Source organism: Streptomyces pluripotens, assembly GCF_000802245.2.
Lineage (GTDB): Bacteria > Actinomycetota > Actinomycetes > Streptomycetales > Streptomycetaceae > Streptomyces > Streptomyces pluripotens.
Window position 1 is genome coordinate 4185347 of the sequence record NZ_CP021080.1, and the last position, 13971, is coordinate 4199317.

Annotated in this window: 10 protein-coding genes; 5 read left to right on the top strand and 5 right to left on the bottom strand. The window is 71.3% G+C overall.

All coding sequences use genetic code 11. The annotated features are described in order from the left end of the window. Positions 1-51 precede the first annotated feature (51 nt). Positions 52-1437, bottom strand: a complete 1386-nt coding sequence (locus LK06_RS19000; RefSeq protein WP_039650884.1) for a CehA/McbA family metallohydrolase — start codon at positions 1435-1437, stop codon at positions 52-54. Positions 1438-1547: 110 nt separating this feature from the next. On the opposite strand from LK06_RS19000, the gene LK06_RS19005 reads away from it, so the two are divergent. The 3 genes from LK06_RS19005 to LK06_RS19015 all read left to right on the top strand — a co-directional run bounded on the left by LK06_RS19005 (position 1548) and on the right by LK06_RS19015 (position 5766). Beyond that, positions 1548-2393 carry a TIGR03619 family F420-dependent LLM class oxidoreductase gene (locus LK06_RS19005; RefSeq protein WP_043433467.1) on the top strand — a complete coding sequence of 282 codons (846 nt, stop codon included), beginning with the start codon at positions 1548-1550 and terminating at the stop codon, positions 2391-2393. Positions 2394-2557: 164 nt separating this feature from the next. Beyond that, positions 2558-5143 carry a bifunctional FO biosynthesis protein CofGH gene (locus tag LK06_RS19010; protein ID WP_039650888.1) on the top strand — a complete coding sequence of 862 codons (2586 nt, stop codon included), beginning with the start codon at positions 2558-2560 and terminating at the stop codon, positions 5141-5143. Between the two features lie 59 nt (positions 5144-5202). After that, positions 5203-5766, top strand: a complete 564-nt coding sequence (locus tag LK06_RS19015; RefSeq protein WP_039650890.1) for a hypothetical protein — start codon at positions 5203-5205, stop codon at positions 5764-5766. Here the strand turns inward: LK06_RS19015 and LK06_RS19020 are convergent. Continuing rightward, positions 5759-6295 (bottom strand): DUF2165 domain-containing protein, encoded by a 537-nt coding sequence (locus tag LK06_RS19020; protein ID WP_039650891.1) that lies wholly within the window; start codon positions 6293-6295, stop codon positions 5759-5761. The genes LK06_RS19015 and LK06_RS19020 overlap by 8 nt on opposite strands. A gap of 389 nt (positions 6296-6684) precedes the next feature. Between LK06_RS19020 and LK06_RS19025 the strand changes: the two genes are divergently transcribed. Then, entirely contained in the window at positions 6685-7797 is a 1113-nt protein-coding gene (locus LK06_RS19025) for an ADP-ribosylglycohydrolase family protein (protein ID WP_039650893.1), read from the top strand. A gap of 16 nt (positions 7798-7813) precedes the next feature. On the opposite strand, the gene LK06_RS19030 is transcribed toward LK06_RS19025, so the two are convergent. Beyond that, positions 7814-8602 carry an SDR family oxidoreductase gene (locus LK06_RS19030; protein ID WP_039650895.1) on the bottom strand — a complete coding sequence of 263 codons (789 nt, stop codon included), beginning with the start codon at positions 8600-8602 and terminating at the stop codon, positions 7814-7816. Between the two features lie 78 nt (positions 8603-8680). Here LK06_RS19030 and LK06_RS19035 point away from each other — a divergent pair, with 78 nt between their 5' ends. After that, on the top strand, positions 8681-9529 hold the full coding sequence (locus tag LK06_RS19035; RefSeq protein WP_039650897.1) for a hypothetical protein: 849 nt from the start codon (positions 8681-8683) through the stop codon (positions 9527-9529). Positions 9530-9578: 49 nt separating this feature from the next. Here the strand turns inward: LK06_RS19035 and LK06_RS19040 are convergent, their stop codons facing one another. Then, positions 9579-11414: an MFS transporter gene (locus tag LK06_RS19040; protein ID WP_039650899.1), complete on the bottom strand. Its 1836-nt coding sequence runs from the start codon at positions 11412-11414 to the stop codon at positions 9579-9581. 196 nt (positions 11415-11610) lie between these two features. Further along, positions 11611-13881 carry a D-alanyl-D-alanine carboxypeptidase gene (locus tag LK06_RS19045; RefSeq protein WP_043433472.1) on the bottom strand — a complete coding sequence of 757 codons (2271 nt, stop codon included), beginning with the start codon at positions 13879-13881 and terminating at the stop codon, positions 11611-11613. Between the last annotated feature and the right edge of the window lie 90 nt (positions 13882-13971).

The following is a 13971-nucleotide window of genomic DNA, read 5'->3' on the forward strand; positions in this document are numbered from 1 at the left end:
GCCCTCGCGGCGGAGCCGTGTCCCGGTTCCGCCGGTATGGGGTGGGCTCGATCAAGTAGACCCGAGGAAGAGGGGGTTGGTAAAGGCTGCCATCGCCCCCGCCGCTGTCCCCAGCGCCGTCGTGTGTCGCAACTCGGCGCGCACATGGGCCGCGTGGGCCGGAGTGGTGTGCCACTCGACGGTTCCCTTCCCCGACACCGGTAGTGGATCGCTCGTGAACAGCGTGCCCTGGTCGGTCACCAGGCGGACCTGGCAGCGCGGAGCGCCGATGACCTCCAGACGGAGGATCACCGGGGTGTCGGCGGCCAGCGCCAGCCGCTCGCCGATACCCGCCTGTTCGCCGCTCCGGGCGGTGGCGGTGAGGGCCAGGGAGAGGTTCTTCGACTCGGTCACGTACGACCGGCCCGCACGCAGGCCCGCCAGGATCGCCTCCCGGGTCAGATCGTCGGCCAGGACGACCGTCTGGGGATGCCCGATCACGTCCGGTGCGCGATGGGCGTCGCTGTTGCCCATCGCCGGCAGCCAGGCCCGGCCGCCGCGCCCCGCAGCGGCGGCGAGCCGGCCGTCCCAGGCGGTCAGGGCCACTTCGTCGTCGGGCGTCCAGGGCCCGTTCCACACCTCGATCGCGTCCGCTTCCCCGAACCCGAACCTCCAGGCGCAGCCGATGCAGTCGGCATACGGGTGGGCCGGGACGACCAGGCCGCCGGCACGGCGGATCTCCCGGGCGAAGCGGCTCCAGTGATGGTCCCGGGCCCGGTAGCGCCAGTCGATGAAGGTGCCGGGCTCGGTGCCGACGGCCAGCACGTGGCCGTTCCTGGTGGTGACCTCCTCGCCGAGCAGGACCAGCAGGTCGTCGCCCGCCGCGTCGGCCCAGTGGGCGTGCGCGGCGTTGGTGTTGTGGTCGGAGCTGCCCAGGAAGTCCAGCCCGGCCGCACGGGCCAGGTCCGCGATCCCGGCCGGGGTGCGGCGGCCGTCCGAGTGCCAGGAGTGCAGGTGGCAGTCGCCCCGGTACCAGGCGCGGCCCCGTCCCCGGCCGCGGGCAGGCGGGTAGACCGGACGGGGGGTCCGGACCGGCTCACCGGCCGTCAGCGTGACGGTCAGTTCGTACGGCAGCCCCTGTGGCGCCACCGTGTACGGGCCGAGCGCGATGTGCCAGGTGCCGGGGTTCAGGGGGCCGGGGAGATAGCCGGGTGTCGCCTCGTCCGCGCGGACGAAGAACTCCGTGCGGGCGCCGCCCGACCAGCCCCTGAAGCCCCGGCCGCCGAGCTCGGTGCCGTGCTCGTCGAAGAGGCCGATGTCCAGGGCGTTGCCGGGAACGCCTGGCGGGACGGAGGGCCTGTCGTAGCGGTAGGAGACCTTCAGCTCGGCGGTGCCAGGTGGAACCTCGACGGGAACGTACACGTAGTCCCCGCAGCCGGGTGGCAGGATGCCGCGCATCGTCGTCACGTCTTCCACCGTAGGGCTGACGGCCGCGTCCGTCACCGGCGCGTGGTGGGTGCCGACCGGTCGGTATCGACAAGGGGGTCGGGTCCCGGTAAAGAGGGGTCATGCGTATCGCCGTCACCGTCTTCCTGACCGACGAGACCATCACGCCCGTCCGGCTCGCCCGCGAACTGGAACAGCGCGGCTTCGCCGGGCTGTACCTGCCCGAGCACACCCACATCCCCGTCGAGCGCACCTCTCCGTACCCGGCCGGCGGCGAACTGCCGCGCGAGTACGGCCGCACCTTCGACCCGTTCGTCGCGCTCGCCCAGGCGGCGGCCGTCACCGAGCGGCTCGGCCTCGCCACCGGTATCACCCTGGTCGCCCAGCACGACCCCATCGCCCTCGCCAAGCAGATCGCCACCCTCGATCACCTCTCGGGTGGACGCTTCACCCTCGGTGTTGGCTTCGGCTGGAACGTCGAGGAGGCCGCCGACCACGGTGTGCGGTGGCGTACCCGGCGGGAGCTGGTCCGGGACCGCATGGGGCTCATGCAGGCGCTGTGGTCGCTGGAACCGACGGGCTTCGAGGGTGAGTTCGGTTCCGTCCGGGCCAGTGTCGCGTACCCCAAGCCGGTCCGGAGGCCGCGCGGGCCGGTCGCCGGCCCCCGCACGCTCGTCGGTGGTGCCGCAGGACCTGGACTGTTCGCGCACATCGCCGGATACGCCGACGGCTGGCTGCCGATCGGCGGACGGGGGCTGTCCGAGTCCCTGCCGGTCCTGCGCTCGGTGTGGGCCGACGCGGGCCGTGACCCCGCAGCCCTCCAGGTCGTGCCGTACGCGGTCCACCCCACCCCGGGCAAGCTGGCCCACTACGCCGAACTGGGCATCGAGGAGGTCGTGGTGCAGCTGCCGCCCGCCGGGGAGCCGAAGGTGCTGCGGGCGCTGGACGGGTACGGGAGCTTTCTCTAGGCCTCCTACGGGCCTCCCGCCCCCGCGTTCCGCTATTTCGCCCCGCGCCCTTGCTCCGCCCTTGTTCCCGCACCGTTTCGCCCGCTCCCCGTCCCGTCGTCGCCCGCCTTCGCGGGTGCTGACGGGACCCGTGGGGTTGGCGAGGGCGAACGTATGCTCAAGAGATGACGACTTCCGCGACCTCCGGAACCGGCCCCACCGAGAACTCCATGCGTCGCGCCCTCAAACGCGCCCGGGACGGCGTCGCCCTCGACGTCGCCGAGGCTGCGGTGCTGCTGCAGGCCCGCGGCGAGGCCTTGACCGATCTCGCCGAGTCGGCCGCCCGGGTACGGGACGCGGGACTCGCGGCAGCGGGCAGGCCCGGCGTCATCACGTACTCGAAGAGCGTGTTCATCCCCCTCACCCGGCTGTGCCGGGACACGTGCCACTACTGCACCTTCGTCACCGTCCCCGGCAAGCTGCGCCGGGCCGGGCACGGGATGTTCATGTCCCCCGACGAGGTCCTGGACATCGCTCGCAAGGGCGCAGCCCTCGGTTGCAAGGAAGCCCTGATCACCCTCGGCGACAAGCCCGAGGCCCGCTGGCCCGAGGCGCGCGAGTGGCTCGACGCCCACGGTTATGACGACACCATCGCCTACGTCCGCGCCATTTCCGTCCGCATCCTGGAGGAGACGGGCCTGCTGCCCCACCTCAATCCGGGCGTGATGACGTGGACGGACTTCCAGCGGCTGAAGCCCGTCGCACCGTCCATGGGCATGATGCTGGAGACGACGGCGACCCGGCTGTGGTCCGAGCCCGGCGGTCCGCACCACGGTTCCCCGGACAAGGAACCGGCCGTACGCCTGCGGGTCCTCCAGGACGCAGGCCGCTCCTCCGTCCCCTTCACCTCCGGCATCCTGATCGGCATCGGGGAAACGTACGAGGAGCGAGCGGAGTCCCTCTTCGCCCTGCGTAAGGTGTCCCGCGCCTACCACGGCATCCAGGAACTGATCATCCAGAACTTCCGTGCCAAGCCGGACACGGCGATGCGCGGCATGCCGGACGCCGAACTGGAGGACCTGCTGGCCACGGTGGCCGTGGCCCGGCACATCATGGGGCCGAGTGCCTGCCTGCAGGCCCCGCCGAACCTCGTCGACTCCGAGTACGAGCGGCTGATCGGCGCCGGAATCGACGACTGGGGCGGGGTCTCGCCCCTGACCATCGACCACGTCAACCCCGAACGCCCGTGGCCGCAGATCGAGGAACTGGCCCAAAGATCACGGGCGGCGGGCTTCGAACTGCGCGAACGCCTCTGCGTGTACCCCGAGTTCGTTCGCCGGGGCGAGCCCTGGCTGGACCCGCGGCTGCGTCCGCACGTCCGCGCGCTGGCGGACGCAGAGACCGGACTGGCGCTGGCCGGCGTCCTGCCCGAAGGGCTGCCCTGGCAGGAGCCGGAGGAGGTCTTCGTGCCGGCCGGCCGCACGGATCTGCACCGCACCATCGACACCGAGGGCCGTACCACCGACCGGCGTGACGACTTCGACGAGGTGTACGGCGACTGGGAGGTCCTGCGCGAGGCGGCTGCCCCCGGCATGGCACCGGAGCGCATCGACACGGACGTACGGCAGGCACTGCGGACAGCGGTCGACGATCCGGCGAAGCTGTCGGACTCCGAGGCCCTGGCCCTCCTCCACGCGGACGGCCCGGCGCTGGACGCGCTGTGCCGGGTGGCGGACGACGTCCGCAGGTCGGCGGTCGGTGACGACGTCACCTACATCGTCACCCGCAACATCAACTTCACCAACGTCTGCTACACGGGGTGCCGTTTCTGTGCCTTCGCGCAGCGTCGTACGGACGCGGACGCCTACACGCTCTCCCTGGAGCAGGTGGCGGACCGCGCCCAACAGGCCTGGGACGTGGGCGCGGTGGAGGTGTGCATGCAGGGCGGCATCCACCCGGACCTGCCGGGCACGGCGTATTTCGACATCGTGAGGGCGGTCAAGGAGCGCGTCCCCGGCATGCACGTCCACGCCTTCTCGCCGATGGAGGTGGTGAACGGAGCCACCAGAACGGGGATGTCCGTCCGGGAATGGCTGACGGCCGCCAAGGAGGCCGGACTGGACTCCCTCCCCGGCACCGCCGCGGAGATCCTGGACGACGAGGTCCGCTGGGTGCTGACCAAGGGCAAGCTGCCCACGGCCACCTGGACCGAGGTGATCACGACCGCCCACGAGCTGGGCATCCGCTCGTCCTCGACGATGATGTACGGACATGTGGACCAGCCCCGCCACTGGCTGGGCCATCTGCGCACCCTGGCCGGAATCCAGCGGGAGACGGGCGGCTTCACGGAATTCGTGACGCTCCCCTTCATCCACACGAACGCGCCGGTGTACCTGGCGGGGATCGCCCGGCCGGGCCCGTCCACACGGGACAACCGGGCGGTCACCGCGATGGCGAGGCTGCTGCTGCACCCTTGGATCCCCAACATCCAGACGAGTTGGGTCAAGCTGGGTGCGGAGGGGGCAGCGGAGATGCTGCGCTCCGGCGCCAACGACCTGGGCGGGACACTGATGGAGGAGACGATTTCCCGCATGGCGGGCTCCTCCTATGGCTCGTACAAGTCCATCCGCGACCTGGTGGCGGTGGCGGAGGCGGCCGGCCGTCCGGCGAAGCCGCGCACCACCCTCTACGGCGAGGTCCCCGGGGAACGGAGACGGGTGGCCGAGGCGTCCGACGGGCACCTGCCGGATCTGCTCCCGGTCCTGGACTGAGTACGATGATCCGACCCCCGAGCCAAGACGGGGCCCCGTAGCGGAGGAGATGCGTACCCGTGGCTGCCCGACTGCCCACCTGGGCCTGGGTCACCGGTCTGACAGCGGGAGCGACCGCGGTCGTTGTCGCCCTCGCCATACAGGCGGACCACGGGCCGCGTCCCACGGCCGCGACGGCCAAACCCAAGACCTCCGCGTCGCCGCGCGTCCATGCCTCCGCCGCGCCCGCACCGTCCGCCCCGCCCGCCCTGCCGGACGGGTCCGGCACGGGCCGCCGGATCGTCTACTCGGTCGGCGAGAAGCGGGTGTGGATGGTCGACGCCACCGGCAAGGCGACCCGCACCTTCGCGGTGTGGCCGGGCACGGTGAGCCCGCTGCCCGGCCGTTACTCGATCACTCTGCGCACCCAGTCCCTCAAGGGCTCGGACGGCGTCGAGATCGAGCACGTCATGTACTTCACCAAGACGTCCGGCGTGAACATAGCGTTCTCCAACGCCCTCGACGGCTCTTCGCCGCCGCCCGCGAACGGTCAGAAGTTGGGTGGCGTCCGCCTCCACAAGGAGGACGGCGCCGCACTGTGGGCCTTCGGTGACCGGGGCACCAGGGTGGCCGTCGTCAAGTAGCGTTCCGCTGCCCGCCGCCCGGCAGCTGGGTGACGATCAGTGCCACCGAACTGAGCAGGAACACCCGGGTCGCGGCCTGCAGGCCGTTCCAGGCCTTCGACTGCCACATGGCGAACCACTCGCCGCCGATCGCGATGAAACCGGCCCCGAAGAGAAGCAGCAGCATCAGCAGGCCGTAGGTGGACCAGCGCCGGGCACGGTCGTGATCCCGGCGGGTCCAGAGCCAGGTGCCCCAGACGAGCACGAGCGCGGCCACCGTCTCCCACACGATGATCAGGACGTAGGCGGTGTCCTGAAGCGTGGTGCTGGTGATGGCCCGCCACATCAGATCGTCGTCCTTGAACGTGGTGTCCATCGCCAGTACGTGCCGCACGAACTGCTGGTTGGTCCCGAAGTCGGTGATGTTCCCGAGCGCGACCAGGGTGATGTAGAGGGCGAGTATGCCGGTGAGCACGCCGGCGGCGAGGCTGAGGCCGGTGTGCCGCATGGGGGTGGTGGGGGTGGTGTGGGCGGTGGGGGTGGTGGTCATGGGTGAATTCTCTCCCGATGCAAGCCCAGCCATCGCGTGGCCATTGCGCCAGAATGAGACGTGAAGTGGGCGCACCCGGATGGCGGTTGGGGAGCCGGCCGGGAGGTGTGCCAGGCGCCGCTCCGGCACCGGCCGCCGTCCGGCAGGACACCGCAGAGCCGACTCCTCCCGGACGGAGGTGAACTGCACACGGCAGCGGCGAGAGCGGCGGCGAGTGCCGTACGACCGGCCCACCACCGACGCCAACAGGGCCGATTCCGTACGGGGCCGAAGCGCTCATAGCTGTGCGGGAATGACCCCTCAGGGGCGAATTGCCCCCCTCAACGGACCGTTCCGTGTCGATTACAGTGCTTGCGTCGAACGGACGGACGGTGCCCTGAGGAGGACTGGTGGGTGCGACATCCGGCGCCGTCTGGGGCCGCGCCGAGCAACAGGACTTCCGCAGCAGGGTGCGCGGCACCCTGCTCGGGGCCGCCGTGGGAGACGCGCTGGGCGGCCCGGCCGACCCGCTGTCCCTGGAGGAGATCCGGTCGGCCTACGGCCCCGAGGGCCTGCTCGACCTGGCGTTCGGGCACGGGCGGCGCGGCACGGTCACCCATCACACCCAGCTCACCCTGTTCACCGTGGACGGACTGATCCGCGCCCAGGTCCGCCGCGACACCGGCGTCTGGCACCCGCCGACCGATCTGCACCGCGCGTATCTGCGCTGGGCGGCCACCCAGCGGGACTGGGGACCCGACGAGCGCCGCAAGGACGACGGATGGCTGGCCCGGGAGGAGTGGCTGTACGCCCGTCGTGACCCCACCCGGGCGCTGCTCGTCGGCTTCGGTGACGAGACCATGGGCACGCTGGAGGCTCCGAAGAACCCGGGGGAGATGGGACCGGAGGCCGTCGCCCGGTCCACGCCGTTCGGGCTGCTGGTCGGCTGGGAGCCGCAACTCGTCGCCCAACTGGCCGTCGAGTGCGCGGTCCAGACCCACGGGCACCCCATCGCCCAGCTGGCCGCGGGGGCGTACGCCGCGATCGTGCACGGCCTGGCCCGCGGGGACAGCCTGGACGGCGCGGTGCGGCGCGCCCTAGGCCTGCTCGCCGTCCGTCCCGGCCACCAGCCCGTCTCCGGCGCCCTCCAGCATGCCCTCGGTGCGGTGCGGCAGGGGATGCCCGGCCCGGAGCGGGTGGAGGAACTGGCCGGGGACGGCACGGCGGACGGGCTGTTGGCAGCCTCCGTCTACTGCGCTCTGGTGGGGGAGGACATCCGGCACGGGCTGTGCCTGGCGGTGAACCAGAGCGGCCCTTCGGCCGCCGCCGGCACCCTCACCGGTGGCCTCCTGGGCGCGCTGCACGGCGAAACCGCCCTGCCGCCCGGCTGGCTAGCCGAGTTGGAGGGACGACCGACGATTCTCGAACTCGCCGACGACTTCGCGATGGAGATGACCCAGGGGCCCGCCCTGCACGGCCCCGCCGGCTCATCGCCGGGATGGCTGGCACGGTATCCGCGGTGAGCGGTGCCTGTGCTGGTCAGCGCATCAGTTCCCCCGCGTTGACCAGCAGCGACTGGCCGGTGATGGCGCGTGCCCGGTCCGACGACAGGAACACCGCAGCGTCCGCCACATCCGCGTCGGTGGCCAGCTCCGGCAGCGCCATCCGCCCGGTCAGCCGTGCCAGCACCGCCGCCTCCGGCACCCCCTCGCTCTGCGCCGCGAACCGCACGTACGCCTGCACCGGCGGCCCCCACATCCAGCCCGGCAGCACACTGTTGACCCGGATCCGGTACGGCCCCACCTCCCGCGCCAGCGCGTACATCGCGCTGGTGAGCGCCCCCTTCGAGGCGGCGTACGCGGCCTGCCGCACCTGCGAGGGCGCGGCGACGGCCGACTGCGTCCCGATGAACACCACCGCCCCGCCCCCGCCCGCCTTCAGCGCCGGCAGGCAGGCCCGCGTCATCCGCAGTGTCCCCAGCAGGTTCACGTCGATGACCGACCGCCAGACGGAGAAGTCCGCGTCTTCGACCCCGCCGAAGTAGGAGTCCCAGGCCGCCACCTGCACCACAGCGCCGACCGAGCCGAACCGCTCGCGTGCGAGCGCGGCCAGCTCCGTGCACTGCCCCTCGTCGGTGATGTCGGTCGCCCGGTACGCCGTGTGCGCGCCGTCCGGGTCGATCCCGGCCGCACATTCGGCGAGGTACGCCTCGGTGCGCGCCCCGAGCACCGCGTTCCCGCCCTCCCGTACGACGGCCGCGGCCACCTGTCGGCCGAGCCCGGCCCCGACGCCCGAGACGACGACGGTCTTGCCGGTGAGCAGGGACATCGGTGCCTCCCGGGTCTGGCATTTTTCCTGACGGGGCGTCAGAGTATGGGCGGGCGGGGCAGGACGGAAGGGGAACGGATGAGCGAGGGCACCCGCAGCGAGCAGTACGCGGAACTGGCGGCCGTGGGCCCGTACGGTGTCCGCCCGGGCCACGCGCTGATCACCATGGTCGAACCGCACCCCGGCCAGGAACACGCCTACAACCGCTGGTACGAGGACGACCACTTCATCGCCGGCGCGATGGCGATGCCCTGGATGTACGCCGGACGCCGCTGGGTCGCCACGCGGGACCTGCAGTTGCTGCGCTACCCGGAGGAGTCGGCCGTCGCCCGGCCCGTCACCACCGGCTGCTACCTCTCCACTTACTGGATCACCGCCGGCCGCTACGACGACCACATGAAGTGGACGGTCGCCATCAACCGGCGCCTCAACCGGGACGCCCGCGTCCACCACGCCCGCACCCACGTCTTCACGGCCTTCCAGGACCACGAGGCGACGGTCTACCGGGACGGCGCCGCCGGGCCCAGGGACTTCCACGCCCTCGACCATCCGTACGCCGGGCTGGTGCTGGAGGTGATCGACGCCGAGTCGCCGCAGCAGCGGAACGAGCTGGTGGAGTGGCTGCGCGCGCGTCACCTCCCCGGTCTCTTGCCGGGTTCCCCGTCGGCCCTGGTCACGGTGTTCCGGCCGACGCCGCTGCCGGGCGACCGGATGACCTATGTGAAGCAGGTCGAGGGCGTGGGCACCCGGCTGACCCTGCTGTGGTTCCTGGAGGCCGACCCGCGGGAGTGCTGGCAAGCGCACTTCACGGGGCTGGGAGAGCAGGTGGCGGAGTCGGGGCTGGGACGGGTGGAGCTGGTTGCACCGTTCATTCCCACGGTGCCGGGCACGGACAGGTACGTCACCGAACTGCGCGGCACCGATTAGAAGAAGACGTCCAGAAGAAGATGTCGGAAAGCGACCTCCTCGGGAAGGACTATCCCTTCAACTCGTCGGGGCACGGTGTGCCGCGCGGCAGCTGATAGGGCGCGGCCAGCCGGTACGTCCCGGCCCGCGGTGCCAGCAGCACGGTCCACTTGTCCCCGTCCGCGTCCTCCGGCGTGGCCATCAGGCAGCCGTTGACGTTGTGGTACGTCTTCGGCACCCCGGACGGCTGCGGCGGCTTCAGGCTCTTGCCGTGCTCGTCGACGATGCTCAGCCACGGCGAGTACGGAATCCGGATCAGGACCCGCCCCGCCTCGCGCACCCGCAAGGTCATCTCGCCCTGCTCGGCGCGGTCCACCACGGCGTTGGGGCCGGCGAGCGGCAACGGATCGGTGACCTGGAACAGCTGCCAGTTGGCGTCGCCCCAGATCTGCTTCAGGTAGGGCATTCCGCGCCGCAGCAGCTCGCGCTCGCGCTGGCCGCCGTCCCCGTCCGGGTTGTCCTTGGGCAGCACCACGAAGTGCACGGCCCACCGCCGGAGCCACTCGTGGTAGTTCGCCGAGTTGAGCGTGTCGTCGTAGAAGAGCGGATTGCGTTCCATGTCGGCCTGGCGGTTCCAGCCGCGCGCCAGGTTGACGTACGGGGCGAGCGCGGAGGCCTCGCGGTGCGAGCGGGCGGGGACCACCTCCACACGGCCCTTCTCCGCGCCGACCTTCTGCAACTGGTTGACCAGCGGAGCCAATTCCCGCGCCCAGGAGGCGGCCGGGGTGGTGTGAACGACGTCGTCGACCGACTTGAAGCCGATCCAGCCGACGAAGCCGAGGAACGCCAGCACGGTCAGGTACCACCGGCGCGACCTGGGCACGGTGTACGGCAGCGCGGCGAGCAGCGTCGCGCCCGCGAACAGCATCGGCATCCGCGAGATGTTCGATCCGATCTGCGAGCTGATCAGCCACACCAGGACGACACCGGTGCTGTAGACGGCGGCCGTGAGCCGGACGGTCACCCATTGCCTCGGCACCAGGAACAGGCACAGCAGGCCGTACAGCAGCGGCAGCACCACTGAGCCGATCGTCATCGGCTGGGTGCCGGAGAACGGGAAGAAGAACCAGGAAGCGGCGACCACCGCCGACGGGGCGATCCCCAGCGCCCAGGCGCCCGGCCGCCGCTTCTGCAGGAACAGGGCAACCGCGATCAGCCCCACGAACAGGCCCGAGACCGGCGAAGCCATGGTGGAGAGTCCGGCCAGCGGGGCGGCCACCGCCGCCTTGGCCCAGCGTTTGTGCCGCCACCGGTACGGCCAGCAGAACACGGCGGCGACCGCGCCGAGCGCGATCATCGTGCCGAGCCCGAAGGTGACCCGCCCGGACACCGCGTTGCAGAGCAGCGCGAAGACCCCGGCGAGGGCGGCCGGCAGCGGGTTACGCACGGCCCGACTGCGGATCAGGATCAGCGTCAGCAGGCCCGCGGACACCGTCCCGGAGATCATCATCGTCGTGCGGACGCCGAGGACGGCCATCAGGTACGGCGACACCACGCTGTACGACACCGGGTGCATGCCGCCGTACCAGGCGAGGTTGTACGCCGAGTCAGGGTGCCGGCCGACGAACTCCGCCCAGGCGTCCTGCGCGGCAAGATCGCCACCACTGTTCGCGAACGTGAAGAACCAGATGACGTGCAGGACACCCGCCAGCGCGGTGACGCCGAGCGCGGGGTGCCGCAGGAACTGCCGCCGGAGGGCTTCGGTCACGGTGAGTAGGCGCGTGCGCCCGCGCCTGCCGTCCGTACGGTCCGTGCCGTCCGCGTCACTCGCGGACAGGCGTATTCGCGGGCCGGATACCGGGCCCGGATCGGCGTCGTCGGCGCGTGTCGGCTCCGCTGTGGCCACCTGAAGGCGCTCCCCGTGTCCCGTCTTCCGTACTCGGCCGGGTTCCTCGGTGTTCCCGGCCGCTTTTCGTTCAGTTCGCCGCCCCGTAGCGTGACCGGCGACCTGCCCCGATTCGCGACGCTAGCACGCACCCCGCCGCCGAGCTCCCGGGTGGGGCTCGGTCGGTGGGGTGCGGGACGGGCCGACGGTGGTGCGGTCAGCCCAGACGGGTCAGCCTGGCCCCGAAACCGGGCTCGGCCAGATCGTTTTGCAGGGCCACCGGAACCGCCACCGCACCCGCCGAACCGTCACCCACGGTGAGCGTGCCGACCTTGGTTCCGGCCTTCGCGGTGTGGGGCACAGTGCCGGAGGAGAGGGACAGCTTCACCTTCAGGCCGGACCAGCCCGCCGCCGTCACGTCTTGCGTCGCCACGACCGGGGTGCGACCGCCGAGACCGTCGTCCACGTAGCCGACGACGTCCCCCTTCTTCAGGATCGTCGCCGACTGCAGGGCACTCTGCCCGGACCTGATCAGCTTGTCCGCCGCGTCCAGGGCCCCGGTGAGGATGGAGTTGTCCGAGCTGCTCGCGCGCTGGCGGATCACCGCACCGACGATGGTCCGGGTCTCACCGCCGACCTTCTGGTTCGCCGCGAAGACCAGGTTGCCCAGGGCGGAGGTGGTGGTCCCCGTCTTGATGCCGACGACGTGGTTGTGGCCGACCAGACGGTTCCAGTTGGGGTGGTTGACGCCCTTGTAGTCGTTGTAGGACATCATCCTCGCGACCTGGCGGAAGACGGGCTGGGTCATCGCCTTCTTGGCCAGCTTCACCTGGTCCACGGCCGTGCTGACGGTGGAGTCCGTCAGCCCCGAGGGGTCGGTGTACGTGGTGTTCGTCATGCCGAGGCTCTTGGCGGTCGCGTTCATCTTCGCCACGAACGCCTTCTCCGAGCCGGCGTCCCAGCGGGCGAGCAGCCGGGCCACGTTGTTCGCGGAAGCGATGAGAACGCCCTCCAGCGCCTCGCGCTGGGAGATCGAGTCACCTGCAAAGACATCGACGGTGGATTCCTGGCCCGCCGTCGACTGCTCCTCCGCGGTCTTGTCGATCTTGATCTTGGGTCCTGCGGCGCCGCTCTTGAGCGGGTGGTCGCGCAGGATGATGTACGCGGTCATCACCTTCGCCACGCTCGCGATCGGTACGGGCTTTTGCGTGCCCGAAGAGCCGAAGGTGCCGATGCCCTGCACGTCCAGGGCGGCCTGACCGCTGGCCGGCCAGGGGATGTCCACTTTGTCGCCGCCGAAGGTGTAGTTGTCCTTCGCGGTGAGGGTCAGGGTCGGCTGGGGGAGTGCGCGGAAGTTCTGTACGACCGCGAAGATGATCGCCAGGAGCAGGACCAGCGGCGTCCAGATCTTCACCCTGCGCACCAGGGTGCGGACCGGGGTCTGCGGGGGCGGGGGTGTGTTCGTCAGCTCGGCCAGCAGGTCGAGCGGCGGCTTGGGCGGCAGGGGCTGCTGGGTGGTGCGCTCCGGGCCGACGTGGGGGACGGGGGTGGTGGCGTCGGCCCGCGGCTTCGTGGCCGGCCTCGGCATGTCGTTCTTCAGCGCGACGAACTTGCTGGTGTGCTCGGAATCGGGCGGAGCGGACTTGGAGGTGCCGCCGAGCTTGAGCATGGTGGTGGGCTGGTCGACGGTGGCCTGCGGTGCTGCGGCCGGGGTGGGGTCCGCCTCGGCTTCGCCTGTGCTGTCCGTGTCCCCAACCGCGCCGTCCGTCGGGGTCTCGCCAGCGGGTGCGGGAGACCCCTGCGGGGTGTCCTTGGAGGCGGCCGTCGGTTCGTCATCGACCACGGTGGCCGAGGCTCCGCCTTCGCGGCCCTCGTCCCCGGTCTCGGCGTCCGCGTCCGCGTCCGGGGTGGCCTGCGCCCCGTCTGTCGCCTCGGTCTCCGTGTCTGTGTCGGTCTCCGTGTCTGTGTCGGCCTTCGCGTCTGTGTCGGCCTCCGTCGTCTTGGCCGCGTCTGTCTCCGCGAGGGCGGGCGAGCCACTGGCCGCGTCCGCTGCTTCGTCCGCTTCGTCCGCGCTAGCCTCCGGATCGGTCTCCGTACGGGCCTCACCGTCCGGGGCTGGTCGCTCGGTCGCCCCGGGGTTGCCGGCGGGATGCGTGTCGGTGGTCGCGTCGGCCCCGCGCACCCATGCCGCGACCGCCTCGCGGAGGGCGGCGTCCTCCTTCGCGGGCGCCTCCTGGCGCTCCGACCGCGACGGGTTCTCCTCCGGGGACTCCGCCTCCGTCGTTTTCGGGGTGGTCGTCGGTTTCTTCAGCTTCCGTACCGAAAGGACCTTCGTCGTGGTGTCCGTGCCGCCACTGTCCGAGGAATCCTTTTCGCGGGCGACTGCGAGGCGCGGGTCACGAGCCTCGGGAACCGGACCCGTACTCCCCGGCGTCGGTTCTGCCGACGACTCGCGCTGCTTCGACCTGTCGGGGGACTCGCCCGCCACCGATGCCTCCTCCATGCGCCACATGCCTGTGCCGCCCTGTCCCAACCATGTACCAGTGTCCTGTGTGAGGGCTTGGCCCCTGTGGAAGAC

Excerpts from the sequence above, each read along its gene's own strand:
- LK06_RS19000 (WP_039650884.1), bottom strand. The coding sequence starts at position 1,437 with ATGCGCGGCATCCTGCCACCCGGCTGCGGGGACTACGTGTACGTTCCC.
- LK06_RS19005 (WP_043433467.1), top strand. The coding sequence starts at position 1,548 with ATGCGTATCGCCGTCACCGTCTTCCTGACCGACGAGACCATCACGCCC.
- LK06_RS19010 (WP_039650888.1), top strand. The coding sequence starts at position 2,558 with ATGACGACTTCCGCGACCTCCGGAACCGGCCCCACCGAGAACTCCATG.
- LK06_RS19020 (WP_039650891.1), bottom strand. The coding sequence starts at position 6,295 with ATGACCACCACCCCCACCGCCCACACCACCCCCACCACCCCCATGCGG.
- LK06_RS19030 (WP_039650895.1), bottom strand. The coding sequence starts at position 8,602 with ATGTCCCTGCTCACCGGCAAGACCGTCGTCGTCTCGGGCGTCGGGGCC.
- LK06_RS19035 (WP_039650897.1), top strand. The coding sequence starts at position 8,681 with ATGAGCGAGGGCACCCGCAGCGAGCAGTACGCGGAACTGGCGGCCGTG.